Here is a 24,673-nt window from a genome sequence, read left to right on the forward strand (position 1 = left end):
CCGGCCGAGCTACCTCGGTCACGGGAGCCATCGAGACGGAGACGCCGCGTGACCGCCCGCCTGAGCCGCCTGCTGATCCTGCTGTCCGCCCTGCTGACCGCCACCCCTGCGACCGCCTCCCCGGAAGCCTGGGCGGCCCTGCGCCAGCCCGGCACCGTGGCGGTGATGCGCCACGCCCTGGCTCCCGGCTTCGGCGACCCGGCAGGCTTCACCCTCGGCGACTGCGCGACCCAGCGCGACCTGGACGCGCGCGGCCGGGCCCAGGCCCGGGCCGTCGGCGACGCCTTCCGGGCCGCCGGCATCGAGGTCGACCGGATCCTGACCAGCCGCTGGTGCCGGTGCCGGCACACGGCCGAGGAAACCGCACTGGCTCCGGTCGAGGAATTCGCGGCGCTCGACTCGTTCTTCGCCGACCGCAGCACCGCCGACGCCCAGACCGAGGCGGTGCGCCGGCGCCTCGCCGGGGCGGATCCGGCGGAGAAGCTGCTGCTGGTCACCCACCAGGTCAACATTGCGGCCCTCACCGGCCGCTCGACCCGGTCCGGCGAGGTGCTGGTGATCCGGGTCGCCCAGGACGGCGGCGTGCAGACGCTCGGCTCGATCGCGATCCCGGTGCCCTGAAATCGACGTCCGAACGCGGGCGTTTCCGGTGGCGCCGTCGCCCCCGGCTGGCCTAGCCTTCGCCCTGCAACGACGAGGGCCGGAGCATGAGCAAGGGCAGGCAACTGAAGGACCGGATCGCCGAGCGCGGGCTGGTGCAGGTGATGGCCGGGCACAGCCCGCTGTCGGCGAGGCTGGCGGCCGAGGCCGGGTTCGACGGCATCTGGGCGAGCGGCTTCGAGCTGTCGGCGCTGCACGGCCTGCCGGACGTCAGCCTGGTCACCATGACCCAGCACCTGGAGACCATGCGGGCGATGGTCGAGGCGTCGGGCCTGCCGGTGGTGGCCGACATCGACACCGGCTTCGGCAACGCCATCAACGTAATCCACGCGATCGAGCAGTACGAGCGCGCCGGCGCCGCCGCGGTGGTGATCGAGGACAAGTCGTTCCCCAAGGTCACCAGCCTGATCGCCGGCGGCCGCCAGGACCTGCTGCGGGTCGAGGAGTTCCAGGGCAAGATCGAGGCCGCCTGCGCGACCCGCAGGGACCCGGACTTCCTGGTGATCGCCCGCTGCGAGGCGCTGATCGCCGGGCTCGGCGAGGCCGAGGCGCTGGCCCGCTCGGCGGCCTACGAGGAAGCCGGCGCCGACATGATCCTGATCCACTCCAAGCAGAAGACCCCGGACGAGGTCGAGAGCTACGTGCGGGCGTGGCGGGGAAAGGTGCCGATCGTGGTGGTGCCGACCGCCTACCCGGAGTTCACGGTGGAGCGCATGAAGGCGCTCGGCAAGATCGCCGTCGCGATCTGGGGCAACCACGCGATCCGCGCCGCGGTGACGGCGATGCAGCGGGTGTTCCGGCAGATCCTCGACGAGGGCGGCATCCGGGGCGCCGACCGCGACATCGTCAGCGTCGAGGAGATCTTCCGCCTGCAGGGCATGGACCGGGTCAAACAGGACGAGAAGCGGTTCCTGCGGTAGCGGGGAGCGCCAGCACGTGGCAGACCGTGCCAGTGGTCAACACATATTCCGGTGACAGTTATTCCGGTGACAGTGCACTCAATTCCTGCCACGAGATAAGTGCACTGTCACCGGAACTGCTGTCACTGGAACCGCGAGATAAGTGCACTGTCACCGGAACTACTGTCACCGGAACTATGTCACCGGAACTACCGGAACCGCCACCGGAACTTCCGCTTCGCCTCGGACACTTCAAGGCGATAGGGAAAGGACGGGCCCAACCGCCGCGCCGCCCGGCGTCAGCCTCGTCCCCTCCTGCCGCCGCGCCGCCGGCGCCCCTCGCCGCCTTCGTCTCCGCCCTCGCCCGGCGCCGGCCGCTCCGGCAGCGCCACCTCGGCCGCCAGGTTCGGGTATGGCGCGGTGGCGTGCGGGATCGCCATGGCGCCGACGAAGTGCTCCTGGAAGCGCGGCTCGACCGCGGTCTCGATCTTCTCGACCCGGCGCACCACGGTCTCGATCTCGCGCCGCGCCTCGGCGTTCAGCAGGGCGATGCGGGCGCCGGTGCCGGCGGCGTTGCCGACCGACCACACCCGGTCGAGCCGGCAGTCCGGGATCATCCCCAGCACCATCGCGTACTTGGTGTCGATGTGGCTGCCGAAGGCGCCGGCCAGGATGACCCGCTCGACCGTCTCGACCCCCATCTTGTCCATCAGCAGCCGGGCGCCGGCGTACAGCGCCGCCTTGGCGAGCTGGATGGCGCGCACGTCGTTCTGCACGATCGAGACCTCCGGCGTCAGCCGGTAGGCGAAGGTCCGGCCGTCCGCCTCGATGCGCGGGCTGCGGGCCGCCGCCGCGCCGTCGATGATGCCGTCGTGGCGCAGGATGCCGGCGAGGTACATCTCGGCCAGCACCTCGATGATGCCGGAGCCGCAGATCCCGGTGATGCCGGTGCGCCGGGTCTCCTCGTCGAAGCCGTCCTGGTCCGACCACAGTTCCGAGCCGATCACCTTGAAGCGCGGCTCCAGCGTCAGCGGGTCGATCCGCACCCGCTCGATGGCGCCGGGGGCGGCGCGCTGGCCGGAGGAGATCTGCGCCCCCTCGAAGGCCGGGCCGGTCGGCGACGAGGCGGCCAGCAGCCGGTGCCGGTTGCCGAGCACGATCTCGGCGTTGGTGCCGACGTCGACGATCAGCGTCATCGCGTCCTGGCCGTGCGGCGCCTCCGAGAGGATCACCGCCGCGGTGTCGGCGCCGACGTGCCCCGCGATGCACGGCAGGCCGTAGACCCGGGCGTTCGGGTGCAGAGCGAGACTCAGCTCCTCGGCCCGCAGGTTCACGGCGGTGTCGATCGCCAGCGCGAACGGGGCGCCGCCGAGTTCCACCGGGTCGATGCCGAGCATCAGGTGGTGCATGATCGGGTTGCCGACGAACACCAGGTCGACGATGTCCTCGCGGACGATCCCGGCCTCCTCGGCCACCTGGCCGGCCAGGTAATTCACCGACTCGCGGACCACCCGGGTCAGCTCGACCTCGCCGCCCGGGTTCATCATCACGTAGCTGACCCGGCTCATCAGATCCTCGCCGTAGCGGATCTGCGGGTTCATCACCCCGCCGGAAGCCACCACCTCGCCGGTGCCGAGCTCGCACAGATGCGCCGACATGGTGGTCGAGCCGATGTCGACCGCCAGGCCGTAGACCTTCTCGCGGAAGCCCGGCCACACCGCCACCACGCGCCGGCCCTCGCGCAGGCACACCGTGACCTTCCAGTCGCCCTGGCGCAGCGCCTTCTGCAGCCCGACCAGCACCGGCAGGTCGCAGCTCACGTCGGCGGCGATGCCCCAGTCCGGCCACTGCTCGCGCAGGCTCTCGCACAGCCGCCGGAAGTCGCCGGACGGGTCGTGCATGTCGGGCTCGCGCACCTCGACGTAGTGCAGCTTGTGGATCGGCTTGATGTCGATGACGCGCGCCTCGGCGCGCTTGCGCACGATCTGCCGGTGGACCTGGCTGGTCTCCGGCACATCGATGACCACGTCGCCCAGCAGCTTGGCCGAGCACGACAGCCGCCGGCCGGCCGCCAGCCCGCGCTTCTCGGCGTAGCGCAGCTCCTGCCTGGCCGGCTCGGTCAGGTTGCCGGCGCGGGAGTCGACCTGGAACTTCGGGAAATGCCCGACCGCGACGTCGACCTGGCAGCGCCCGCAGATGCCGCGGCCGCCGCACACCGAGTCGATGTCGACCCCGAGCTTGCGGGCCGCCTCCAGCACCGGGGTGCCGACCCGGAACCGGCCACGCCGCCCCGACGGGGTGAAGACGACGAAAGCCTCCCCGTCACCGGCCGCCTGCTGGGGGGCCGGGTCTCCCTGCGGTGTCCGCGCGACGCTCGATTCCGTCATCCGGTGATCGCGGTCTCCACGCCTCGACTACTCCTCCACGTTCCAGCCCCGGCTCGGAGCGACTGGTGGGTTCCGGATCGCGCCTGGCGCGTCCGGAACGACGAAAGGAAAGGAGCTACTTGTCCGGCCCCCTTATCCCTTCCGTCATTCCGGAGCCGCGCAGCGGCATCCGGAACCCACCGGCCGGTCCAACGCCGGTGCACTCCCAACTCACACCGCCCGCTGGCGCCGCCGCTCGCGGCCGCCGCGCGCGCCGAGCTGCTCGGCGCCCTCCGGCAACGGCTCGCGGTACTTGCGGATCCAGCGCCGGCACTCCGGGTCGTTCCCCATCATTACGTTGGCGCCCATGATCGCCTGCATCTCCTCGTCGCGCAGCGGGTTCATGATCGCCGAGGTCATGCCGGACGCGATCGCCATGGTCAGGAACGCCGCGTTCAGCCCGTGCCGGTTCGGCAGGCCGAACGAGATGTTGGAGGCGCCGCAGGTGGTGTTGACGCCGAGTTCCTCGCGCAGCCGGCGGATCAGCCGCATCGCCGAGATCCCGGCCAGGTTCAGGGCGCCGACCGGCATCACCAGCGGGTCGACCACCACGTCGGCGGCCGGGATGCCGTAGTCGGCGGCGCGCTGGACGATCTTCCTGGCGACCTCGAAGCGGACGTCCGGGTCCTCGGAGATGCCGGTCTCGTCGTTGGAGATCGCCACCACGGCCGCGCCGTACTTCTTGACCAGCGGCAGCACGACCTCGAGGCGCTCTTCCTCGCCGGTGACCGAGTTGACCAGCGCCTTGCCCCTGTAGACCGCGAGCCCGGCCTCCAGCGCCGCCACGATCGAGCTGTCGATCGACAGCGGCACGTCGGTCAGCGACTGCACCAGCTTGATCGACTCCGCCAGGATCGCCGGCTCGTCGGCCATCGGGATGCCGGCGTTGACGTCCAGCATGGTGGCGCCGGCGGCGACCTGGGCCAGCGCGTCGGCCTCGACCCGGCTGTAGTCGCCGGCCGCCATCTCGGCCGCCAGCAGCTTGCGCCCGGTCGGGTTGATGCGCTCGCCGATGACGCAGAACGGCCGCTCGAAGCCGATCACGACTTCCTTGGTGGCGGAGCTGACGACGGTGTCGACCATGGGGTTCTCCGGAACGCGGGCTTGCTGGTGTCGATGGAGGTCAGGAGGCGGCGCGCAGCGTCGCCTGCTCGCCGATAACGAGGCCGGTGCCGCGCTCATCGAAGGCGAACCGGCCGGCGGCCACGGCGTTCGCCCACTCGGCGGTCTTGGCGAGGCCGCCGAACGGGTAGAAGTGCAGCTTCTCGATGCCGCACTCCGGGTCCAACGCCTTGCAGGCGGCGAGCTCGACGACCAGCCGGTCGGGGGCCTGCACCAGCATCAGCTTGGCGATGTTGCGGGCCTGGCGGGTCAGCACCCGGATCGACGGGCCGACGCCGGACGACTGGGCGAACTTGAGCAGGGTCTTCAGGGTCGCCAGGCCGGGCACACCGAGGTGGATCGGCAGCCGGTTGCCCCAGCCGCGGATCCTGCGGTCCCAGGCGGCGATGGCGGCGGCGTCGAAACAGAACTGGGTCTCGATGTACATGTCGAGCCCGTGCTCGGCGGCGTAGCGGTTCTTCCACAGCAGCGCGTCCCGGAGCGCCGGCTCCGCGATGTCGGGGGTGCCCTCGGGGTGCCCGGCGACGCCGATCCGGGTGATGCCGCGGGCCTGGAAAAGCCCGGTCGCCAGCAGGTCCATGGACGACGCGAAGGCGCCGACCGGCTTGTCGACGCCGCCGGCGATCACCAGCGCCTGGGTGACGCCGGCCTCGTCTCCGAGGCGGCCGAGATAGCGGTCGAGCGTCGCCCGGTCGGCCAGCGAGCGCGCCGCCACGTGCGGCACCGGCTCGAAGCCCTCGGCCCGCAGCCGGCGGGCGACCGCGACGGTATCGGCGGGATCGGAGCCCGGCAGGAACGTCACGTTGACGGTGGTGCCGGCCGCCAGATGGTCGGCGAAGCTCGCGACCTTGGCCGCCGAGGTCGGCGTGGTCTCTACCGAGAAGTCGCGCATCAGGGCGACGACATCGGCAGCGGAGGCACGGGGGGATACGGCAAACTGGCTCATCGGCGACACGACCTCCACCACACGACCAACCCGAACGTGCCGACACTTATCGGCGATTTCCGGCGCGGTGATGGTGTCGCGGCGCCGCCGAACGCCTCAAATCCGACACGCATTCGTTCCGCCGATTCCGATTGTCTCGACACCGACTTCCAGGCATGTGACGGCGACATCACCTTCGGAACCCCCTGGGGAGAGCCAGTCGATGACCGAGCGCAGCCGCACCGTCACCTGGACCGATCCGGCCGAGCTGGCCGCCGCCGTGCGCGAGCTGTCGGGCCCGGAACTGTTCGCCAAGCTGATCGCCGGCGAGCTGCCGATGCCGACCATCGGCAAGACCGTCGGCTTCCGGCTGGTCGAGGCCGGCGACGGCCGCGCGGTGTTCGAGGGCGAGTGGGGCGAGCACCTGCTGAACCCGGCCGGCGGCCTGCACGGCGGCTGGTACGGCCTGGTGCTGGACTCGGCGATGGGCTGCGCGGTGCACTCGGCGCTGCCGGCCGGCACCGGCTACACCACGCTGGAGTACAAGGTGAACATCACCCGGGCGGTCACCGAGAAGACCGGCAAGCTGCGGATCGAAGGCTGGGTGGTGCACCAGGGCCGCCGCACCGCGACCGCCGAGGCGCGGGTCGTCGACGCCGCCGGCAAGGTCTACGCCCACGGCTCCGAGACCTGCCTGATCCTGGGGTAGTCGCGCGCGCGGCCGACGGTCACCCCGTCCTTAAGAAAGAGAGCCGCGATTCCGGCACGTTGACCAAGAACTTCCTGGGTTCGGCACCCTGGCTCTGGCGGCATTTCGAATGAAATTGCATCAATTTTCCTGGATTTCTGCGAATTAACGATATATAAATTCAAAAGTTCCGACGCACCGTAAGCTCAATTCTCGGCGCGCCAAAACTGTCAACTTATGGCAGATCGGACTGTCGACGGCATTGAATTTTTGCAGATCGGCAGTTTGTCCTGCGGAAGGATCCGTAAATGTCTATGGCGGCGCGCAGTTCGGGCGCCGCGGAGTCGTCCGACCGGTCGGCACCGCACAATCTCGACAACGACGCGCTGATGGACAGGCTCGTGGAAGTGCAGTCGCGCGCCCGCGCGCTGATGCGTGAACACAAGATCGCCAGCGCGAACATCAGCATCATGGCCTGGCAGGCCGAGCAGGCCATCGCCGACACGGCGGTACGTGCCGAGTTCTTGCGGCTCCTGATCGACCTGCACGAATTCGGGCGACGAGCCCGGCAGCGCGGGCTGCTCGTCGCGCCGCGGGACCGGTCCGCCAAGGGGAAAGCGCCGGATACCGACCAGCCGCCGGCGGACGCTCCGATTGTCGGCGATCGCGGAACCCGGATGTTCGCCTCCGACGAGGAGGGCGCGGACGGCGTCTCGACCGACGCCAGCCGGGCGCTCTTCGATTACCTCGACCGCTAACAACCAGCCGCCGCAACCGCCTCGCGGCAAGGACGACAATGCAACAGCACAAGTTCAAGGTCGGCCAGATGGTCAGCTATTTCGGCCAGGGCACCCTCAAGGCGGCGCGCGGCGAGTACACCGTCATCGCGCGTCTCCCGGCCGACAACCGCGGCCCGCAATACCGCATCAAGAGCAAGCAGGAGCCGCACGAGCGGCTCGTCTCGGAGCCCGACCTGTCGTTGGCTTGAGGTTGCCGGCCCGATCGGCACACACCAAATCAAAATAAACTTGCGAATAACGCTCCGAATCACCACTTAGAATACTTGATTTTCTGCAACCACTTGAATTGGTGATCAGATGTCGTTCAAGAACTTCTCGTCAAATCTTAATACCGAAAAGAAAACCGCGGCGAACGACGGGCCGAAGGCGATGCCGGTCCACGACCGACCGACCGCCCCGGCCGCCAAGACGCCGACCGAGGCGCAAGTGCCCGACAACAAAGGCTAGATCGTACGCGTGTGGCGCGGCGGGCCGGATGGTCCGTCGTACCCACACGCCCTGTGCAGGAGGGCATGACATCCCGCTCAGTTTCCCGAACGGCTCACGCAGCTACGATCCGACGCGACGGCGCGTGCGGTTCTGGGGATACGACAGCGCTCTCGAGATCACGTTCTTCGTCGAGGTCGATGCGTTGATGCCCGTCGACCCGCAGTCCGAAGCCGATCCGGAATCGGCGCATGCCGAGGCCATAGCGCTTCAGGCGTTCGACGAGGGGGTGGCCCGGATACGCGAAGTGGCGGCAGCGGTTCACGCCCGCCGCCCCGCCTACAGCCATCACCTGACCCTGTCGGACTTCTGACACCCGATTCCCCGGAAGCGCGTTCCGGACACGCTTCTGCCCCGACCTGCACCGCGCGACAGCGGAAACCGATCCGAAGGGAGAGCCGATGACCCTGTCATGGAGAGACGACGGCGTGACCGAGCAGGAGGTGGCTGCCCCGCCGAAGCAGCGTCAGTGCCTGCGGTGCCGGACCTTGTTCGAGAGCGCATGGTCGGGCGAACGCATCTGCACACGCTGCAAGGGCTCGCACGCCTGGCGCCAGGGCACCCCGGTCCGATCGCATCCGGCTTCAGGCAACAGTCGCTGAACCACGGCGCGGCCCGGAACAGGCATATCGACTCCCAGCCGGGGACCGACGGCCGAGGGCGTCCGCGCTAGGCATGCCGTTGCGCAGCCGCCTCCCGGAACGTGACCATACGGGCCCGCTTCTCGTCCCATAGACTGAGCCGGAGCGCCCGCAGGCCGTCCCGGAACGAAAGCCTCGGCACCACGTCGCAGCGATCCTCGATCCGCTCGTGGCAGGCCTGCAGCCGGTAGTTCGGCACGCGGGGATTGAGGTGATGAACGTGGTGGAAGCCGATGTTGCCGGTGAACCACTGCAGGATCTTCGGCAGCCTCAGATAGGTCGAGCTGCGCAGCGCCGCCGAGGTCGCGTCCCAGGCCTCGTGGCGGGCCCAGACCGTCCGGTCGCCGCGGTGCTGCACCGAGAACAGCCAGACCCCGGCGATCGCCGCGAGGACGGTGATCGGCACCTGGACCGCAGCCAGCCGCCCGAATCCCAGCAACATGCCGAGCCCCCCGATCGCTGTCGCCAGCGCAAGGGTCGTCGCATGGACCATGAGCCGCTCGCGCCGCCAGGACCGCGGCATGTCGAACGGGAGGCGGTACAGTAGGATGAACACCAGCGGGGGTAGCAGCACGTTGGCGACCAGCGGATGCCGCGTAAACCGGTACCAGCGGCGCGTCCATGGTCCGAGGCTGGTGTACTCGGCGACGGTCAGGCAGGACGAGTAGATGTCGGCCCCGCTCTGCCGGCGGTCGAGGTCGTTCCAGACGCCGTGGTGACCGGCGTGCTGGCGGCGCCACGACGGGTACGGGGTGAGCGTCAGCAGGCTGCACGCCGTCCCGACCAGATCGTTCGCCCGCCGGGACCGGAAGAACGCGTGGTGCCCACAGTCGTGCTGGATGATGAAGATGCGAACCAGGAAACCGGCGGCCAGCGGTGCCAGCACCAGGGCCAGCCAGAACGACGAACCGCTCAGCACGTACATCGCCGCCCACACGGCGACAAAGCCGCCGAACGACGAGCCGAGCTGAGACAGGCTGTCGCCCAGAACCGGCGCCTGGAACCGCGCCACCTCCCGCCGCAGCTCGGTTCGAGCGGCGTCGGCCGTCGATGGGTTGCCGGAAATCACCGGCCCCTCGCTACGGCTTCTTCTTCGCCGCCGTCGGCATCGGCTTGTCCCGGCTGGGCAGGAAGGTCGTCGCCGCCGCAGCGGGCTGCTTGACCGCCTTCGGCTTGCGCACCTCGCGGTTGCCGCGTTTCTGGCCCTTGGCCATGTCCATTCTCCTGGAAGACGCTTCGATCAAGACGATCCAGACTGTCGGTTCAGTCCATGACCCGCAGGGTATCGACCGCCATCTTGCCGGTCTTGCGATCGGCCATCACTTCGAAGCTGACCTTCTGGCCCTCGACCAGGGTACCGAGACCGGCGCGCTCGACGGCGCTGATGTGCACGAAGGCATCGCTGCCGCCGCCATCGGGCTCGATGAACCCGAAGCCCTTCTGTGCATTGAACCATTTGACGGTTCCGGTAGCCATGGGAGTTCCCCTAAGACACAAGAATTTGCTGTCCGCGTTGCCGCGAACTGTCGACGTTGCATTTTCCAGGTTAGAATACTGCGACGTGGCGCCACTGCAAATTCTTGCGCCGGCCCATATAATCCGACCGTCTATCGACCTGCCTTAAATGGATCATTACCGTGGTCGACACAAGACAATCATGATTTTTATTTTTCGATCGGTTCGAAGAAGCCCACAAGAGGGCAGACTTTCACCGCTGAAGGCCGGGGCCGGCTGGCTCGTCGAACCATCGGGTCGGGGAGGCGAACATCCGCCTGGTCCGAGCCGGTGCCGGACTTCCCGATGAGCTGCGCCGACGAGCCCGGCCTTGTCCTCGAGCCGGACGCCCTCACATGTCACGCATGTCATGTCAGCGTACCACGACAACCGGAACGCTCACCGGATCGGAGCGACACGTCTGATGGTCGACACCTCCCAGACGGCGACCGACGGCGCCGGCAAGCACCCGAAAGACTACGACGACGAAGAACTGAAGGCCCTGCTCTCCGGTGCCCAGGCTCGTGCTCGCCGCTTGATGGACCAGCACGGCATCGCCAGCGGCCACATCCTGGCGATGTCCCGGCTGGCCGAACGCGCGATCGACGACGGTGCCGAGCGGGCCGGGTTCCTGAAGGCGCTGATCGAGCTGCAGGAGTTCGGCAGCGAGGCCAAGCGCCGCGGGCTGCTGCGCCGGGCCGGACGCCCGGGGGCGACGACCGCCACACCGGCCCCGAAGGCCGCGGACGAGCCGGCGCAGCGCCGCGAGACCGGCCTGTTCGAGAGCGACGAGGCCGCCGGCGACGAGGTCGACGACGACGCCGCCCGTGCCTTCTTCGACCGGCTCGACGACTGAGAGCGGCCCGGCGACCGGCAAAGGTTCAGCGCGCCGTCCAGCCGCCGTCGACCAGCAGGGAGTGGCCGGTGACGTAGGCCGAGGCCGGGCTGGCCAGGAAGATCAGCGCCCCGGCCAGGTCGTTCGGCACGCCGGTGCGCCCGAGCGGGGTCAGTTCGTCGAACCGCTCGATCAGCGCCGGCTCGGCGAACAGTGGCGCGGTCAGGGCGGTGCGCAGGAAGGTCGGGGCGATGTCGTTGGCGCGGATGCCACGGCCGCCCCACTCGACCGCCATCGCCCGGGTCATGTTGACCACCGCGCCCTTGGTGGCGTGGTACGACAGGTTCGGATAGAAGCCGCCGCCGACGTGGCCCCACATCGACGAGATGTTGACGATCGAGCCCTCGCCCATCTCCAGCATCTGCTTGGCGGCCTCGCGGGCGCACAGGAACACCCCGGTCATGTTGACCGCGACCACCTGGTTCCAGGTCGCGAGGTCCAGTTCCTCGGTGCGGCTGCGCCTGGCGATGCCGGCGTTGTTGATCAGCACCCCGACCGGGCCGAGATCGGCCTTCGCCGCCTCGAACGCCGCGACCACCGAGGCCTCGTCGGCGACGTCGAGCCGGTAGGCCCTGGCCTCCAGCCCCTCGCCGCGGATCGTCGCGGCGGTCGCCTCGGCGGTCTCGGCGTCGACGTCGGTCGCCGCCACCCTGGCGCCGGCGCGCGCCAGCACCTTGGCGGCCAGCGCCCCGATGCCGCCGCCGGCCCCGGTCACCAGCGCGGTCTTGCCGTCGAGCCGGAACAGGGTGGACGGGTCGGCGACGTCGTCGACGGATGGGTGCTGCGGCATGGTGGGTCCTCCCGGATGGCGTTGTCGTTGCGGCAAGCCTAGACCGCACCGGCGGGCGCCGGAAGCTGCCCCACCGGAAGGGCACCGCTTGGCCCCATCGGCCGGCCCGGCCGCGTTGGCATTCCGGTCCGGCCGGTCTAAGGTCCAGCCATTCCACATTCCCGACACACCGGAGTCCTTGGCATGAAGGCCGTTACCTACGTCGATGACGGAACCTGGCACGACGGCAACCCGATGGTGCTTGGGCCGATGAGCCAGTCCACCTGGCTCGGCTCGCTGATCTTCGACGGTGCCCGCGCGTTCGAGGGCGTGATCCCCGACATCGACCTGCACTGCGCCCGGGCCTGCGCCTCGGCCCGCAAGATGATGCTGGAGCCGAAGATCCGGCCGGAGGAGATGGTCGAGATCGTCAAGGACGCGGTGTCGCGCTTCGACGGCAGCACCGCGCTCTACATCAAGCCGATGTTCTGGGCCGATTCCGGCTGGATCTACCCGGACCCGGATTCCACCCGGTTCCTGCTGAACGTGTTCGAGAGCCCGCTGCCGGGCGACGCCGGCTTCACCGCCTGCGTGTCGACCAAGCGCCGGCCCGCCCCCGACCAGGCGCCGACCGACGCCAAGGCCGCCTGCCTGTACGCCAACGCCGGCCGGGCGCTGAAGGAGGCCGTCGACAAGGGCTTCAACAACGCCGTGGTGCTCGACCCGATCGGCAACGTCGCCGAGTTCGCGACCGCCAACCTGGTGTTCGCCAAGGACGGCGAGGTCCACACCCCGATCCCGAACGGCACCTTCCTGAACGGCATCACCCGCCAGCGGATCCTCGGGCTGCTGGCCAAGGCCGGCTACAAGGTGCACGAGCGCACGGTGACGGTCGCTGACCTGAAGGAGGCGGACGAGATCTTCTCGACCGGCAACCACGGCAAGGTGCAGCCGCTGACCAAGTTCGAGGACCAGGATCTGCAGCCGGGCCCGGTCGCAGCCAAGGCCAAGGAGCTGTACTGGGCGTTCGCCCACGGCGACGCCTGACCCTTCGCGGGGCGCACGTCGCTTCGTGGGTTCCGGCTCCGGTCCGCCGATGGCGGTCCGGTCCGGAATGACGACAGGAAGAGGGTCCACACACCGATCCACCCTCCTGTCGTCATTCCGGACGACCGCGCCGCCCTCGGCGCGGTCGAGCCGGAACCCACCGGCCGCGCCCGATCTTCCGTGCGCACTCTCCGCCACAAGGCGGATGACGACGGAGCGCAACATGACCTTCTCGATCGCCGGGCACTGTCCCCGGACCGGGCAGTTCGGGGTGGCGCTGGCCACCTCGTCGATCGGCGCCGGCGGGCGCTGCCCGCACCTGCGGCCCGGCGTCGGCGCGATCCTCACACAGGCCCGCACCGATCCGCGACTCGGGCCGCTCGGCCTCGACCTGCTGGCGGCTGGGCGCAGCGCCCGGCAGACCATCGACGGCCTGGTGGCATCGACACCGGAGGCGAGCTGGCGGCAGGTCGCGGCGATCACCGCCGCCGGCGACGTCGCCCACTGGACCGGCAGCGACGTGGCCCCGCCGGCCGATGGCATGGCGCTCGACGGTGCGGTGGTGATCGGCAACTGGGTGAAGAGCGAGGCCGTGGTCGCGGCGATCGCCGCCGGCTTCGAGACCGATCCGCCGGCCGAGCTGGCCGACCGGCTGATCCAGGCGCTGGAGGCCGGCGAGGCCGAGGGCGGCGAGCTCGACCCGCTGCAGTCGGCGGCGGTGCTGGTGTGCGCGCCGGGCTGGAGCTTCCCGGTCGTCGACCTGCGGGTCGACCTGTCGGCCCGGCCGATCGCCGACCTGCGCACCGCCTGGGAGCGCTGGCAGCCGGTCATGGACGGCTACCTGCAGCGCGCGGTGGATCCGGCCGGGGCGCCCTCGACCGAGGCGCTGGAAGGCCACGCCGAGGCCTGACGGCGCACTGCCGTTCCCGGTCGCCGTTCCCTGTCGGGTGCCGCGCCACCACATGACAGGGGTCGCCCGGAGGGAGCCATGACCGACCGCCGCCTCACCCCGCCGTTCGCCGTACTGGGCCTCGCCCTGTTGCTGGCCGGCTGCGCCGGGATCGGCCAGCTGCAGCAGGCGCGCGCCATGCCGCCGCAGGTGATCGCCCGGCAGAACGACGAGTTCGTGTGCCAGCGGCTGCGCGGCTTCGGCTACGCCGCCGACGTGCCGGTGACCTGGCTGCGCGAGGCCCAGCGCCGCAACCTGCAGAGCTGCATCGACCAGGGCATGGCGCAGCGCCGCAGCGACGACGCCAACCGCGCCCGCTTCGGCTGCGACCGGTTCTCGGCGTTCCCGTGGGGGCGCTGCTGGTAAAGGGGGGCGTGCCTGTCGCGTCGTGGGTCCCGGCTCTACGCGGCTCCGCCGCTGCGGCCGGGATGAGGGGGTGAAGGCAAACGCCTATGGCTTCCCTCATCCCGGACCGGCGGGCCGCAGGCGCGGCGGATCCGGGACCCATGCCGAGTGGGCGGCTACGCCGCCAGGTCCTCGCCCTTAAGCGCCCGGTCGATCAGCGTCGCGGTCTCGGCGATGCCGTACAGCGCCACGAACGAGCCGAAGCGCGGGCCCTGGGACTGCCCGAGCAGGACCTCGTACAGCGCCTTGAACCAGTCGCGCAGGTTCTCGAACGGGTGCCGTTTGCCGATCTCGTAGACCTCGGTCTGCAGGTCCTCGGCCGAGGTCCCGGCGGCGGTGTTCTGCAGCGCCGACTTCAGCTCCTCCAGCGCGGCGCGCTCGACCTCGGTCGGCGCCCGGTAGGTCTTAGCCGGCCGCACGAAGTCCTGGTAGTAGCGCACCGCGTAGCCGACCAGCCGGTCGAGCAGCGGGTTGGCCTCCGGGCTGGCGCCCGGCGCGTAGCGGGTCACGTAGCCCCAGATCACCGCCTTGTCCTCGGCGTGGCACACGCTCGCCAGGTTCAGCAGCAGGCCGAACGACAGCCCCGATGACTCGGCCGCCGGCGGAGCGCCCTCGTGGATGTGCCAAGCCGGGTTCTCCAGCCGCTGGGCCGGCTCTTCGTCCTGCACCTTGGCCAGGAACGTCAGGTAGTCGTCGACCGCCTTCGGGATCTGGTCGAAGTACAGGCGCTTGGCCCGGCGCGGCTGCTGGTACATGAACAGCGCCAGGCTCTCCGGCGGGCCGTAGGCCAGCCACTCCTCGACCGACAGGCCGTTGCCCTTGGACTTGGAGATCTTCTGGCCCTGCTCGTCCAGGAACAGCTCGTAGTTGAAGCCTTCGGGCGGCCGGCCGCCGAGGATGGTCTCGATCCGGCTGGACAGCTTGACCGAGTCGATCAGGTCCTTGCCCGACATCTCGTAGTCGACGTCGAGCGCGGTCCAGCGCATCGCCCAGTCGCACTTCCACTGCAGTTTGCAGGCGCCGCCGGTGACCGGGACGGTGACCAGGTCGCCGGTCTCCGGGTCGTCGTAGGAGACCGTGCCGGCCGCGACGTCGCGCTCGACGATCGGCACCTGCAGCACCACGCCGGTGCGCGGGCAGACCGGCAGGAACGGCGAGTAGGTGGCCTGGCGCTCGGCCCCCAGGGTCGGCAGCACCACCTTGATGACCGCGTCGTAGTGCCTGAGCACGCTCAGCAGGGCGGCGTCGAACTCGCCGCTCTTGTAGCAGGCGGTGGCGCTCTTGAACTCGTACTCGAAGCCGAAGCTGTCGAGGAACGCCTGCAGGCGGGCGTTGTTGTGGGCGCCGAAGCTCTCATGGGTCCCGAACGGGTCCGGCACCTGCGTGAGCGGCTTGCCGAGATGCGGGCGGATCAGCTCCTTGTTGGGGATGTTGTCCGGCACCTTGCGCAGGCCGTCCATGTCGTCGGAGAACGCGAACAGCCGGGTCGGCACGTCCGAGAGCTGCTCGAAGGCGCGCCGCACCATGGTGGTGCGCACCACCTCGCCGAACGTGCCGATGTGCGGCAGGCCGGACGGGCCGTAGCCGGTCTCCAGCAGCACGTAGCCCTTGTCCGGCGCCTTGCCGCCGATCCGCTCGACCAGTTTGCGCGCCTCCTCGAACGGCCAGGCGCGGGCGTTCTCGGCGAGCGGTCGGAGCGAAGTGGCGGACATGTCTGCCTCCAGGGTGAACGGGAGGACGAGGGTTAGTGCGCGAAGGCCGCGGCGTCAACGATTCGGGGGTGGCGGCCGCCGCCCTTGACTCGGGTCGGCAGGGCCTCGATAGAACATCCAATATTCCGGGGAACGGGAGGCGTTATGCTGTTCGGTGGACGAAACGACGAGGACGACACCGTCGTCGCCGTTCTCGCCTCCGCCATCCGCCGGGACATCGCGTTCGGCGTCCTGCGGCCCGACCAGAAGCTGAAGATCGAGGGCTTGCGCCAGCGTTACGGCGGCTCCAACCATTCCATGCGCGAGACCCTGCGGGTGCTGGCCGCCGAAGGCATGGTCGAGGCCACCAGCCAGCGCGGCTTCCGCGTCGCCTCGGCGACCGAGGACGACCTGCGCGACATCCTGCTGATGCGGCTGCAGGTCGAGCGGCTCGGCCTGGCCCGCTCGCTGGAGCGCGGTGGCGTCGCCTGGGAATCCCGCGTGGTCGCCGCGCTGCACGCGGTCGGCCGGGCCGATGCGGCGGTCCAGGCCAGCCCGGACGACGTGACCGCGCTGCAATGGGACGAGGCCTGCCGGGACCTCGCGCTGGCGCTGACCGAGGCCGGCGACTCGCCGCGGCTGACCGGGCTGACCGGCCAGTTCTACAACCAGTCGCGCCGGTTCAGACTGGCCCTGCTGCGCGAGGGCCGGATCGACTTCGCCGCGCGCACGGCCCGCCGCGAGGCGCTGCGCGACGCCATCCTGAAGCGCGACGCGCCGCGCGCCCTGGCCTGCCTGGAGGCGGAGATATCCGCCGATCTCGGCGCGTGAGACAAGACCGCAACCAAGACCACAGAGGGAGGAGACGATGATCCAACTGAACAGACGCCGGGCGCTCGGGCTGATCGGCGCCGCCGCGGCGACCGGGCTGGCCGCCCCGGCGGTTGCCCAGAACCGCAAGATCGTGGTCGGCGCGCTGCGTTTCACCAGCCATGCCGGCAGCTTCGTCGCACTCGAGCGCGGCTACTTCGCCGAGGCCGGCCTCGACGTCGAGCTGAAGTTCTTCCAGGCGGCCCAGCCGATGGCCGTGGCGATCGCCAGCGGCGACGTCGACTATGCGGTCACCGCGATCTCCGGCGGCCTGGTGTCGCTTGCCGACAAGGGCGCGATCAAGGTGATCGGCGGCGCGCTGTCGGAGGAACCCGGCATCGACGGCCAGAAGATCCTGGCCTCGGACGCCGCCTTCAAGGCCGGGCTGACGTCGGCGAAGCAGCTCGGCGGCCGGACCTTCGGCATGACCTCGGCCGGCTCCTCGTTCCACTACATGGGCTCCAAGGTCGCCGCCGCCGAGGGCGTGCAGATGTCGTTCAAGCCGCTGCAGAAGGTCGGCGCCATCATCGGCGCGCTGAAGTCCGGCCAGATCGACGCCTGGGTCATCGTGCCGCACATCGCCAAGCCGCTGGCCGGCTCCGGCGCGGTGCACGTCATCGGCAACATCTCCGACTACCTGCCGCGCTACCAGGTGACGACGGTGTTCACCTCGGCGAAGAACGCCGCCGGCGAGCGCGACAAGACCAAGGGGTTCCTCGCCGCCTTCGGCAAGGGCGTGCACGACTACAACGCCGCGATGATCGACAAGGCCGGCGGCGAGGCCGGCGTGAACGCCATGGTCGACCTGATCCACAAATACGTCTACGAGGACCAGCCGCGCGAGAAGGCCGCCCCCTCGATCATCAACGGCACGATGCGGCTGAACGAGAACGCCGCCCTGAACGTCGCCTCGGTCCGCGACCAGCTGGAGTGGTTCCAGGCCGAGGGCCTGGTCGACGCCAAGATCACCCTCGATACCCTGCTCGACACCAGCTACGTCGAGACCTTCGAGGCCTGAGCCCAGCCCCGGAGGCGGCGCCCGCAACCGCGGCGCCGCCCCCCGGGCGCGTGCCGGAGAAGGGCCCGCCATGGACATCCGTCTCGACGCCATCAGCCATGCCTACGGCGGCACCGAGGTGCTGCGCGACATCTCGCTCGAGGTCCCGACCGGCCGGATCGTCTGCCTGGTCGGGCCGTCGGGCTGCGGCAAGTCCACGCTGCTGCGGTTCATCGGCGGGCTGGAGCGCCCGTCGGCGGGCCGCGTCCTGCAGCTCGGCTCGCCGCCGGAAGGCTGCCTGAACCCGCTGACCTACGTGTTCCAGGACTTCGCGCTGCTGCCGTGGCGGACCGTGCGCGGCAACGTCTCGCTGGTGCTGGAGGACCACGGCATCCGCGGGGCGCGGGCCGACGCGATCATCGCCGACGTGCTGGCCCGCACCCGGCTGACGGATTTCGGCCGGGCGTTGCCCAAGCAGCTGTCCGGCGGCATGAAGCAGCGGGTCGCGATCGCCCGCGCGCTGGCGGTGAACCCGGCGGTCATGCTGATGGACGAGCCGCTGTCGGCACTCGACGCCCAGACCCGCGAGCTGCTGATGGACGACCTGGTCGGGCTGTGGGCGCGGCAGCCGTTCACCGCGGTGTACGTCACCCACAACCTGGCCGAGGCGGTCCGGCTGGGGCACCGCATCGCGGTGCTGTCGCGCCGCCCCGGCCGGATCCGCGAGGTGGTCGAGATCGACAAGCCGCTGGCCGAGCGCGGCTATGCCGACCCCGAGCTGGAGGCCGCCCGGCAGCACCTGTGGACCCTGATGCGCGAGGAGGCCCGCGCCGCCGACGAGGAGTTGATCGATGTCTGAAGCGACGGCCCCGGGCCAGGCGCCGGTCGAGGTCCGCTTCCGCGGCGGCGGGTTCGCGCCGAAGGCCAACCGCTGGGCCGGGGCGGTGGTATTCGCCCTGGCGATCGCGTTCGTCGAGTGGGGCACGCGCGCCGGCTGGATCTCGGCCCTGACCCTGCCGCGGCCGTCCGACGTGCTGGGCGTGTTCGTCGAGCTCTGGCAGAGCGGGCTGTTGTTCAAGCACCTGGCGCCGTCGCTGTCGCGGCTGGTGGTCGGCGCCGCCATCGGCGCCAGCTTCGGGGTCACGCTCGGCATCCTGATCGGGCTGTTCTCGCATGTCCGGGCCGCCCTGGTGCCGGTGGTCGCGGCGATCTTCCCGATCCCGAAGATCGCGCTCCTGCCGCTGTTCGTGATCTGGTTCGGGATCGACGAGGGCTCGAAATACGCTCTGATCGCGTTCGGCACCTTCACGCCGACCGTGGTGGCGACCTACGGCGCGGTCGACAACGTCGACCGGTCGCTGATCCGCATGGGCCAGAGCTTCGGGCTGTCGTGGCGGTCGATCGTACTGAAGATCGTGCTGCCCGGCGCCATGCCGGGGATCCTGTCCGGGCTGCGCATCAGCCTCGCCATCGCCATCATCCTGCTGGTCGCCGCCGAGATGCTGGGCGCCGAGTACGGGATCGGCGCCTACATCCTGGAGGCCGGGGCGCTGTACGACCTGGAGCGGCTGTTCGCCGGGGTGGTGATCCTGTCGCTGCTGGGCGTGGTCGTCAGCTCGGCGATCGGCCAGATCGAGAAGCGCCTGCTGGGCTGGCGGTCGTAGGGGCGCCGGCGCGGGGCCGGAACCGGGCGGGAGCGGATCCGTGTAGCGGTTGTCCGCCCAAGGGAGCGCGAGCCAGTGGCCCGAGCCGCGGGTGACTACGCAGCCTGCCAGTGATAGCCCGATGTCTGGTATCCCTTGACCGGCTCGCCGAAGATCTTCGTCACGGCCATCCCGGCCTCGATTGCCGCGCCGAGGCAGACGTGCAGCGGCAGCAGATGTTCCTCGCGCGGGTGGCAGAACCGTGCGCCCGGCGCCGTTTCCCAGGCCGCGAGCCGCTCGGCACGCTGGTCGGCGCGCAGGCCCTCGCCGCACACCGCCTCGTCGATCCAGTCATGGAAGGACTTGGCCAGGGCGTAACCGGCTTCGCGGTCGACGCGTGAGCGGCCGATCAGGGCCTGGATGTTGTGGAAGCTGAAGCCGGAGCCGATCAGGGTAATGTCCTGGTCGAGCAGTGCGGCGAGGCCCCTCCCGACCGCCAGATGCCGTTCCGCATCCAGCGAGGACATCAGGGACATCTGAAGGATCGGGATGTCGGCTTCCGGCCGCATCAGCATCATCGGGACGAAGGTGCCGTGATCGAAACCCCGCTCGGGATCGAGCTGCGCGCCGATCCCCTGGGCGGCCAGCGCCGATACGACAGGCTCGACGAGGTCCGGTGCGCCGGGCGCCGGGTAGCCGTAGCGGTAGGACTCCTCGGGGAAACCGTAGTAGTCGAACAGCATGCCGGGGTGTGGGCTTGTCGCCAGGCGAGGCTGCTCCGCCTCCCAATGCGCCGTTACCAGGATGATGGCCTTGCTGCCGTCGAGCCTCGGCTGCAGGGCGCGAAGCATCGACGCCAAGCGCGCATAGCCGGGGTCACCGAGCAGCGGCAGAGGTCCTCCGCCATGAGGAATGAAGAAGACCTGTGCCATCGGCCGTCCCTCCGTTGCCGGTAACCGTCGCCATGCTACTGCGGATAGAGGCCCCGTACCCGCCCGAACAGGCGGGTCAGGCCGAGCAAGGCGTCGACGTTGGGCGTGTCGACGCCGACCCGCCGGCCGATCTCCGACACCACGGCAACGATCGAGTCCAGCTCCAGCGGGCGGCCGGCCTCGGCGTCCTGCAGCATCGAGGTCTTGAAAGCGCCGAGTTTGCGGGTCACTTCGTGGCGGTCTTCCGGGCTCTGGTCGATCACGCAGCCGATCCGCTCGCCGATCGCCGAGGCCTCGCGCATCGCCGCCGAACAGAACGCCCGGACCAGCGGGTCGTCCAGGATGCGGTCGGCGGTCGCCCCGGTGACCGCCGACACCGGGTTCATGGTCAGGTTGCCCCACAGCTTGTACCAGATCTCGCGGCGGATGCTGCCGGACACGGTGACGTCGAAGCCGGCCTCCGTGAGTAGGGCGGAGACCGTTGCCAGCCGGTCCGAGGCGGACCCGTCCGGCTCGCCCACGATCAGACCGTTGCCCATCCGGTGCTCCACCAGGCCGGGCTCGGTGACAGCCGCGGCGGCGTGCACGACGCAGCCGAGCACGTGGTGTGCCGGGATGGCCGCGGCGATGGCGCCGTCAGGGTCGACGCTCTCCAGAGGCGGGCCGTCAAGCGCCTGAACACCGTCTCCGAACCACCAGGGAAGGCCGTTCATCGCCGGCAGCACGACGGTGTCGGGACCGATCAGAGGCGTGATGGTCCCGGCCACCGCCGGCATGGCCGGTCCCTTGACGGCGATGATCACCAAGTCCTGCGCCCCGAGCTTGGCCGGATCGTCCGACGCGATCGCCGGGCCGCCGACCATCCCACCGCTTTGCCGCAGCCGCCAGCCGTGGGTGGACAGGGCCTGAAGGGTGTCCCCCCGCGCCACGGCGCCGACCGAGACCTGTCCGGTCGCGGCCAGCCGGGCGCCGATGAACCCGCCGATGGCCCCGGCGCCGACGATGCAGACCGTCTTCACGACCGCTGCCTCGCCTTGCGCAGATTGTCCTTGAAGCGCTCCGGCACGCGCTCGTCGAAGCCCAGCGCGACCCGTCGCACCTCGTCGCTGTCGGTCGGCGGCGCGCCGACGCCGAGTGCACTCGCCCTTGGTGCCGGGATGGCGGTCACCGTGCCTTCGACCCGCCCGATACCGGTGATCTCGCAGGCGACCACGTCGCCGGCGTCGACCGAGCGCGAGTGGCAGGGCGTGCCCATCAGGATCACGTCACCGGCGACCAGGGTGATGTGGCGCGCGAGGTCGGCAATCACGTAGTGCGGCCCCCAGATCGTCTCCTCGCCGATATGCGCCTCCTGCACGACCTGCCCGTTCACCGTCGTGCGCAGCGTCTCCTCGAGCAGGTTCACGCCGCGCACGATGCCGGGGCCGATCGGCAGCAGGGTGTCGGCCCCCTTTACCCGCAGCATGCTGCCCTGGTCGGTGTCCCGGAAGTTCTGCAGGCCCATGTCGAGGGCCGGGCAGAAGCCCGCCATGCAGTCCCAGGCCTCGTCCGGCGTGACGTTGCGACAGGTCCGACCGATCACGACCGCATACTCGCCCTCGTAGTTCAGGTAGCTGCAGTCGGCCGGCTTCAGGATCTGGCCGCGATGGCCGTTGAGCGAGCTCGGCGGCTTGGTGAAATAGGTCGGCGTCTCGGTCGGCTTCGGCCGGTTGCGGGTCTCCATGCTGCGCGAGCTATAGGAGATGTGCACCGCGATGATCTTGCTCGGGCTGACCGGCGGCAGGTAGCAGGCGGTCTCGGCATCGATCACACGGCCGTCGTCGAGCTGAAGTTTGCCCACGTCGGCACCGGTCTCGATCACCGTGCCCCAGAAGGCGCTGCCACCGATCAGCAAGCGGCGCCGCTCGACGCGGGGGCCCCGCAGAACGGCGGGCAACTCTCCGATCGGAAATTCGAACGTCATCACCCGGCCCTCACGCGTCGAACCAGACATGGATGTTCCCGGTGCCGCGGGCGTTCTCGTAAGCCGACAGCGGCTCCCCCTTGGCACGGCATTCGGCCCCGCCCATCGCCCCCAGCATCTGCAGGTAGTGGGCGCCGAAGGCTTCCCAGTGCGCCTTGCGGAAATCGCTGTCCCAATCCTCCAGGATCCGGTCGTGACGCCCGTCCTGCATCAGCGCGATCGCCTTCTTGTCGCTGGCCAGGTTCTCCGGCGACGACAGGTTGCTCTCGTGGAAGATCCGCGGGTGGTTCGGCTTCCAGTCGATGTCGACGAAGCGGTGGCTGAGCGCGCCCGACGCCAACAGCACGACGTTCAGGTCGCTGCGCCGGATCGCCTCGCCGATCACCGCACCGGACTGCAGGAAGTGCTCGGGCCGGCAGTTCTGACAGGAGCTGGCGGAAACGACGGGGGTATCGCTGAGCTCGAAACGGAGATGCTTGATCAGGTTGAGGGTCGCGTACTGGCGCTCCAGGCCGGAGTGGGCGATCGCGCGGTTGTAGCCGCCCATTTCCTTCGACACCGCCTCGATGTCGAGGGCGAACGCGGGGTGGCCCCGGTAGTTGTACGGAACGCCGTACAGGTACCAAGGCATCTCGTCGGAGGTGTAGACCCCCTCGTAATGGGCGCCCCCGTCGACCAGGTGGTAGCCGGTGGTGAACCAATGGGAGTCGAAAATCACGACGACGTCGGGCTTGACCGCCTCGATCTTGTGGCGGAGCCGCTCGTAGCCTGCGATCAGGTCGGAGTCCTGGCCCGCTCCCATCATGCGTCGGAAGTCCTCGCACTGCATGAGGCCGGGGTGGTGGGACACGATGGCCGAACCAACGATCTTTCCCATGACATGTCTCCTTATCGCTGACTGAAACTGGCGCGGAACGGCTTCTTCGGCAGCACCACGTCCTTCACGTCGCAGAAGAACTCGAAGCTCCAGTCGCCGCCTTCGCGCCCGATGCCGGACCTCTTGCAGCCGCCGAACGGGGCCGCCAGGTCGCGAATGCCGAAGGAGTTGACCCAGATGAAGCCGGTGCGAACCCGATCGGCCACCGCCGCCGCGCGCTCGGTCGCGCCGTAGCACACGCCGCCGAGGCCGTAGTCGACGTCGTTGGACAGTGCGACCGCCTCGTCGTCCGAGGCGAAGGTCTGCAGGGTCAGGACCGGGCCGAAGACCTCGTTCTGCACGATCTCGGAATCCTGCCGCACGTTCGTGAGCATGGTCGGCCGGTAGTACAACCCGCCCGCCGGGTGCGTCTCCCCACCCCACAGCACCTCGGCCCCGCCGGCCACGGCGCGCTCGACGAAGCCCTTGACCCGCTCGAGTTGGCGCGGGTGGATGATCGGTCCGACCTCGGTCGTCTCCTCGCGCGGGTCGCCGACGCGCAGATTCTCGACATAGCCGCGCATGCGCTCGACGAAGGCGTCGGCGATGGCCTCGTGTACCAGGAAGCGGGTGCCAGCCAGGCAGACCTGCGTGGCGTTGCGGTACATCAGCGCGCCAGTCGCCGCGGCCCCGTCGAGGTCGGCATCCTCCAGCACGATGAACGGCGACTTGCCACCGAGCTCGAAGCTGCACGGCACCAGGTTGGCGCCGGCGGCCTGGGCGATCCACTTGGCGGTCGGCACCGAGCCGGTGAAGGAGATCCGTGCCAGCCGCGGGTCGGACACCAGGGCGGCACCGGTGTTCGCCCCCGTGCCCTGCACGATGTTGAACACTCCGGCGGGCAGGCCGGCGGCATGCGCCGCGTCGGCCAGCAGCGAGCAGGTCAGCGGCGCCCACTCCGGCGGCTTGACGACCACGGTGTTGCCGGCGGCCAGCGCCGGGCCGAGCTTCCAGGTCGTCAGCATCAGCGGCGCGTTCCACGGCGTGATGATCGCCGCCACCCCGGCGGGATCGTGGCGCACCCGGTGGGTCGCCTGCGCTGTCTCGATGACCCGGTCCTGCAGGGACAGCGCGTGGTCGGCGAAGAAGGTCAGGTTCTGCATTGCCCGCGGCACCACCCCGTGGCGCATGCGCGAAAGCAGGACGCCGGCGTCGGTCGACTCGACCAGGCAGAACGCGTCGGCACGCGCCCCGATCTCCTCGGCGAAGCGATGGAGATGGTCGCGCCGCGCCTCGGCGGGCAGCGCCGCCCAGGCCGGGAACGCCGCTTGCGCCGCGGCGATCGCCGCATTCACGTGCTCCGGCGTGCCCTCGGCGACCCGGCCGAGCGTCGACCGGTCGATCGGCGAGAACAGGTCGAAGCCGGTCGGGGACGGGACCCGCCGCCTATCGATGTAGTGGTCGGGCGAGACGGCGATGCCCGCGATGTGGAGCGCGTCTGTCATCGTGGTTTCC

28 protein-coding genes are annotated in these 24,673 nt (G+C 69.9%); 15 read left to right on the plus strand and 13 right to left on the minus strand.

The features are described 5' to 3' along the window. The first annotated feature begins 48 nt into the window (after window positions 1-48). Complete coding sequence (locus IE246_RS03675) at window positions 49-621, plus strand: histidine phosphatase family protein (RefSeq protein WP_229836315.1); 573 nt, start codon at window positions 49-51, stop codon at window positions 619-621. A gap of 86 nt (window positions 622-707) precedes the next feature. Beyond that, entirely contained in the window at window positions 708-1,580 is an 873-nt protein-coding gene (locus IE246_RS03680) for a phosphonopyruvate hydrolase (RefSeq protein ID WP_189987594.1), read from the plus strand. Window positions 1,581-1,858: 278 nt separating this feature from the next. Here the strand turns inward: IE246_RS03680 and IE246_RS03685 are convergent, their stop codons facing one another. The 3 genes from IE246_RS03685 to IE246_RS03695 all read right to left on the minus strand — a co-directional run bounded on the left by IE246_RS03685 (window position 1,859) and on the right by IE246_RS03695 (window position 6,053). Beyond that, complete coding sequence (locus tag IE246_RS03685) at window positions 1,859-3,946, minus strand: ASKHA domain-containing protein (protein WP_189987595.1); 2,088 nt, start codon at window positions 3,944-3,946, stop codon at window positions 1,859-1,861. A 210-nt stretch (window positions 3,947-4,156) separates the two neighbouring features. Next, window positions 4,157-5,068 carry a methyltetrahydrofolate cobalamin methyltransferase gene (locus tag IE246_RS03690; RefSeq protein WP_189987596.1) on the minus strand — a complete coding sequence of 304 codons (912 nt, stop codon included), beginning with the start codon at window positions 5,066-5,068 and terminating at the stop codon, window positions 4,157-4,159. Window positions 5,069-5,108: 40 nt separating this feature from the next. Then, on the minus strand, window positions 5,109-6,053 hold the full coding sequence (locus IE246_RS03695) for a methylenetetrahydrofolate reductase (RefSeq protein ID WP_189987597.1): 945 nt from the start codon (window positions 6,051-6,053) through the stop codon (window positions 5,109-5,111). A gap of 202 nt (window positions 6,054-6,255) precedes the next feature. Between IE246_RS03695 and IE246_RS03700 the strand changes: the two genes are divergently transcribed. The 5 genes from IE246_RS03700 (at window position 6,256) to IE246_RS03720 (ending at window position 8,319) form a co-directional block, all read left to right on the plus strand. Next, on the plus strand, window positions 6,256-6,741 hold the full coding sequence (locus IE246_RS03700; protein WP_189987598.1) for a PaaI family thioesterase: 486 nt from the start codon (window positions 6,256-6,258) through the stop codon (window positions 6,739-6,741). 293 nt (window positions 6,742-7,034) lie between these two features. Further along, entirely contained in the window at window positions 7,035-7,478 is a 444-nt protein-coding gene (locus IE246_RS03705; protein ID WP_189987599.1) for a hypothetical protein, read from the plus strand. A 38-nt stretch (window positions 7,479-7,516) separates the two neighbouring features. Continuing rightward, the gene (locus IE246_RS03710) at window positions 7,517-7,708 is read left to right on the plus strand and encodes a hypothetical protein (protein ID WP_189987600.1); all 192 of its coding nucleotides are present in this window, start codon (window positions 7,517-7,519) and stop codon (window positions 7,706-7,708) included. Between the two features lie 109 nt (window positions 7,709-7,817). Continuing rightward, window positions 7,818-7,967: a hypothetical protein gene (locus tag IE246_RS03715; protein ID WP_189987601.1), complete on the plus strand. Its 150-nt coding sequence runs from the start codon at window positions 7,818-7,820 to the stop codon at window positions 7,965-7,967. A 28-nt stretch (window positions 7,968-7,995) separates the two neighbouring features. Continuing rightward, window positions 7,996-8,319 carry a DUF1488 family protein gene (locus IE246_RS03720; protein WP_229836317.1) on the plus strand — a complete coding sequence of 108 codons (324 nt, stop codon included), beginning with the start codon at window positions 7,996-7,998 and terminating at the stop codon, window positions 8,317-8,319. A gap of 356 nt (window positions 8,320-8,675) precedes the next feature. Here the strand turns inward: IE246_RS03720 and IE246_RS03725 are convergent, their stop codons facing one another. From IE246_RS03725 to IE246_RS03730, 3 genes are read right to left on the minus strand one after another with little or no spacing between them, the layout of a single operon-like run. Beyond that, window positions 8,676-9,716, minus strand: a complete 1,041-nt coding sequence (locus IE246_RS03725) for a fatty acid desaturase family protein (protein ID WP_229836319.1) — start codon at window positions 9,714-9,716, stop codon at window positions 8,676-8,678. A 10-nt stretch (window positions 9,717-9,726) separates the two neighbouring features. Continuing rightward, window positions 9,727-9,861 carry a hypothetical protein gene (locus IE246_RS28100; protein WP_268245266.1) on the minus strand — a complete coding sequence of 45 codons (135 nt, stop codon included), beginning with the start codon at window positions 9,859-9,861 and terminating at the stop codon, window positions 9,727-9,729. Between the two features lie 49 nt (window positions 9,862-9,910). After that, window positions 9,911-10,123 carry a cold-shock protein gene (locus IE246_RS03730; RefSeq protein ID WP_189987602.1) on the minus strand — a complete coding sequence of 71 codons (213 nt, stop codon included), beginning with the start codon at window positions 10,121-10,123 and terminating at the stop codon, window positions 9,911-9,913. Window positions 10,124-10,565: 442 nt separating this feature from the next. Here IE246_RS03730 and IE246_RS03735 point away from each other — a divergent pair, with 442 nt between their 5' ends. Next, a complete protein-coding gene (locus IE246_RS03735; protein ID WP_189987603.1) occupies window positions 10,566-10,997 on the plus strand; it encodes a hypothetical protein in 432 nt (143 codons plus the stop codon). 25 nt (window positions 10,998-11,022) lie between these two features. On the opposite strand, the gene IE246_RS03740 is transcribed toward IE246_RS03735, so the two are convergent. Continuing rightward, complete coding sequence (locus IE246_RS03740) at window positions 11,023-11,826, minus strand: SDR family NAD(P)-dependent oxidoreductase (protein ID WP_189987604.1); 804 nt, start codon at window positions 11,824-11,826, stop codon at window positions 11,023-11,025. 183 nt (window positions 11,827-12,009) lie between these two features. Here IE246_RS03740 and IE246_RS03745 point away from each other — a divergent pair, with 183 nt between their 5' ends. The 3 genes from IE246_RS03745 to IE246_RS03755 all read left to right on the plus strand — a co-directional run bounded on the left by IE246_RS03745 (window position 12,010) and on the right by IE246_RS03755 (window position 14,167). Further along, on the plus strand, window positions 12,010-12,852 hold the full coding sequence (locus tag IE246_RS03745) for a branched-chain amino acid aminotransferase (protein WP_189987605.1): 843 nt from the start codon (window positions 12,010-12,012) through the stop codon (window positions 12,850-12,852). 223 nt (window positions 12,853-13,075) lie between these two features. After that, window positions 13,076-13,762, plus strand: coding sequence for a DUF1028 domain-containing protein (locus tag IE246_RS03750; RefSeq protein ID WP_189987606.1), 687 nt, complete (start codon window positions 13,076-13,078; stop codon window positions 13,760-13,762). A gap of 78 nt (window positions 13,763-13,840) precedes the next feature. Then, complete coding sequence (locus IE246_RS03755) at window positions 13,841-14,167, plus strand: hypothetical protein (protein WP_189987607.1); 327 nt, start codon at window positions 13,841-13,843, stop codon at window positions 14,165-14,167. A gap of 155 nt (window positions 14,168-14,322) precedes the next feature. Here IE246_RS03755 and IE246_RS03760 read toward each other — a convergent pair whose 3' ends face one another. Beyond that, complete coding sequence (locus tag IE246_RS03760) at window positions 14,323-15,918, minus strand: lysine--tRNA ligase (RefSeq protein ID WP_189987608.1); 1,596 nt, start codon at window positions 15,916-15,918, stop codon at window positions 14,323-14,325. Between the two features lie 144 nt (window positions 15,919-16,062). Between IE246_RS03760 and IE246_RS03765 the strand changes: the two genes are divergently transcribed. From IE246_RS03765 to IE246_RS03780, 4 genes are all read left to right on the plus strand, one after another. Further along, the gene (locus IE246_RS03765; RefSeq protein WP_189987609.1) at window positions 16,063-16,728 is read left to right on the plus strand and encodes a GntR family transcriptional regulator; all 666 of its coding nucleotides are present in this window, start codon (window positions 16,063-16,065) and stop codon (window positions 16,726-16,728) included. A gap of 37 nt (window positions 16,729-16,765) precedes the next feature. Then, the gene (locus IE246_RS03770) at window positions 16,766-17,785 is read left to right on the plus strand and encodes an ABC transporter substrate-binding protein (RefSeq protein ID WP_189987610.1); all 1,020 of its coding nucleotides are present in this window, start codon (window positions 16,766-16,768) and stop codon (window positions 17,783-17,785) included. Window positions 17,786-17,855: 70 nt separating this feature from the next. After that, complete coding sequence (locus tag IE246_RS03775) at window positions 17,856-18,623, plus strand: ABC transporter ATP-binding protein (protein ID WP_189987611.1); 768 nt, start codon at window positions 17,856-17,858, stop codon at window positions 18,621-18,623. Further along, window positions 18,616-19,428 carry an ABC transporter permease gene (locus tag IE246_RS03780; RefSeq protein ID WP_189987612.1) on the plus strand — a complete coding sequence of 271 codons (813 nt, stop codon included), beginning with the start codon at window positions 18,616-18,618 and terminating at the stop codon, window positions 19,426-19,428. Before IE246_RS03775 ends, IE246_RS03780 begins: the two co-directional genes overlap by 8 nt. A 95-nt stretch (window positions 19,429-19,523) precedes the next feature. Here the strand turns inward: IE246_RS03780 and IE246_RS03785 are convergent, their stop codons facing one another. From IE246_RS03785 to IE246_RS03805, 5 genes are all read right to left on the minus strand, one after another. Next, entirely contained in the window at window positions 19,524-20,339 is an 816-nt protein-coding gene (locus tag IE246_RS03785) for a DODA-type extradiol aromatic ring-opening family dioxygenase (protein ID WP_189987613.1), read from the minus strand. Window positions 20,340-20,374: 35 nt separating this feature from the next. Then, a complete protein-coding gene (locus IE246_RS03790; RefSeq protein WP_189987614.1) occupies window positions 20,375-21,358 on the minus strand; it encodes a 2-dehydropantoate 2-reductase in 984 nt (327 codons plus the stop codon). Further along, window positions 21,355-22,233: a fumarylacetoacetate hydrolase family protein gene (locus IE246_RS03795; RefSeq protein ID WP_229836326.1), complete on the minus strand. Its 879-nt coding sequence runs from the start codon at window positions 22,231-22,233 to the stop codon at window positions 21,355-21,357. Before IE246_RS03795 ends, IE246_RS03790 begins: the two co-directional genes overlap by 4 nt. A gap of 79 nt (window positions 22,234-22,312) precedes the next feature. Next, complete coding sequence (locus IE246_RS03800) at window positions 22,313-23,179, minus strand: DODA-type extradiol aromatic ring-opening family dioxygenase (protein WP_189987616.1); 867 nt, start codon at window positions 23,177-23,179, stop codon at window positions 22,313-22,315. A gap of 11 nt (window positions 23,180-23,190) precedes the next feature. Beyond that, entirely contained in the window at window positions 23,191-24,663 is a 1,473-nt protein-coding gene (locus IE246_RS03805; RefSeq protein WP_189987617.1) for an aldehyde dehydrogenase family protein, read from the minus strand. Between the last annotated feature and the right edge of the window lie 10 nt (window positions 24,664-24,673).

The organism is Thalassobaculum fulvum (genome assembly GCF_014652915.1).
Lineage (GTDB): Bacteria > Pseudomonadota > Alphaproteobacteria > Thalassobaculales > Thalassobaculaceae > Thalassobaculum_A > Thalassobaculum_A fulvum.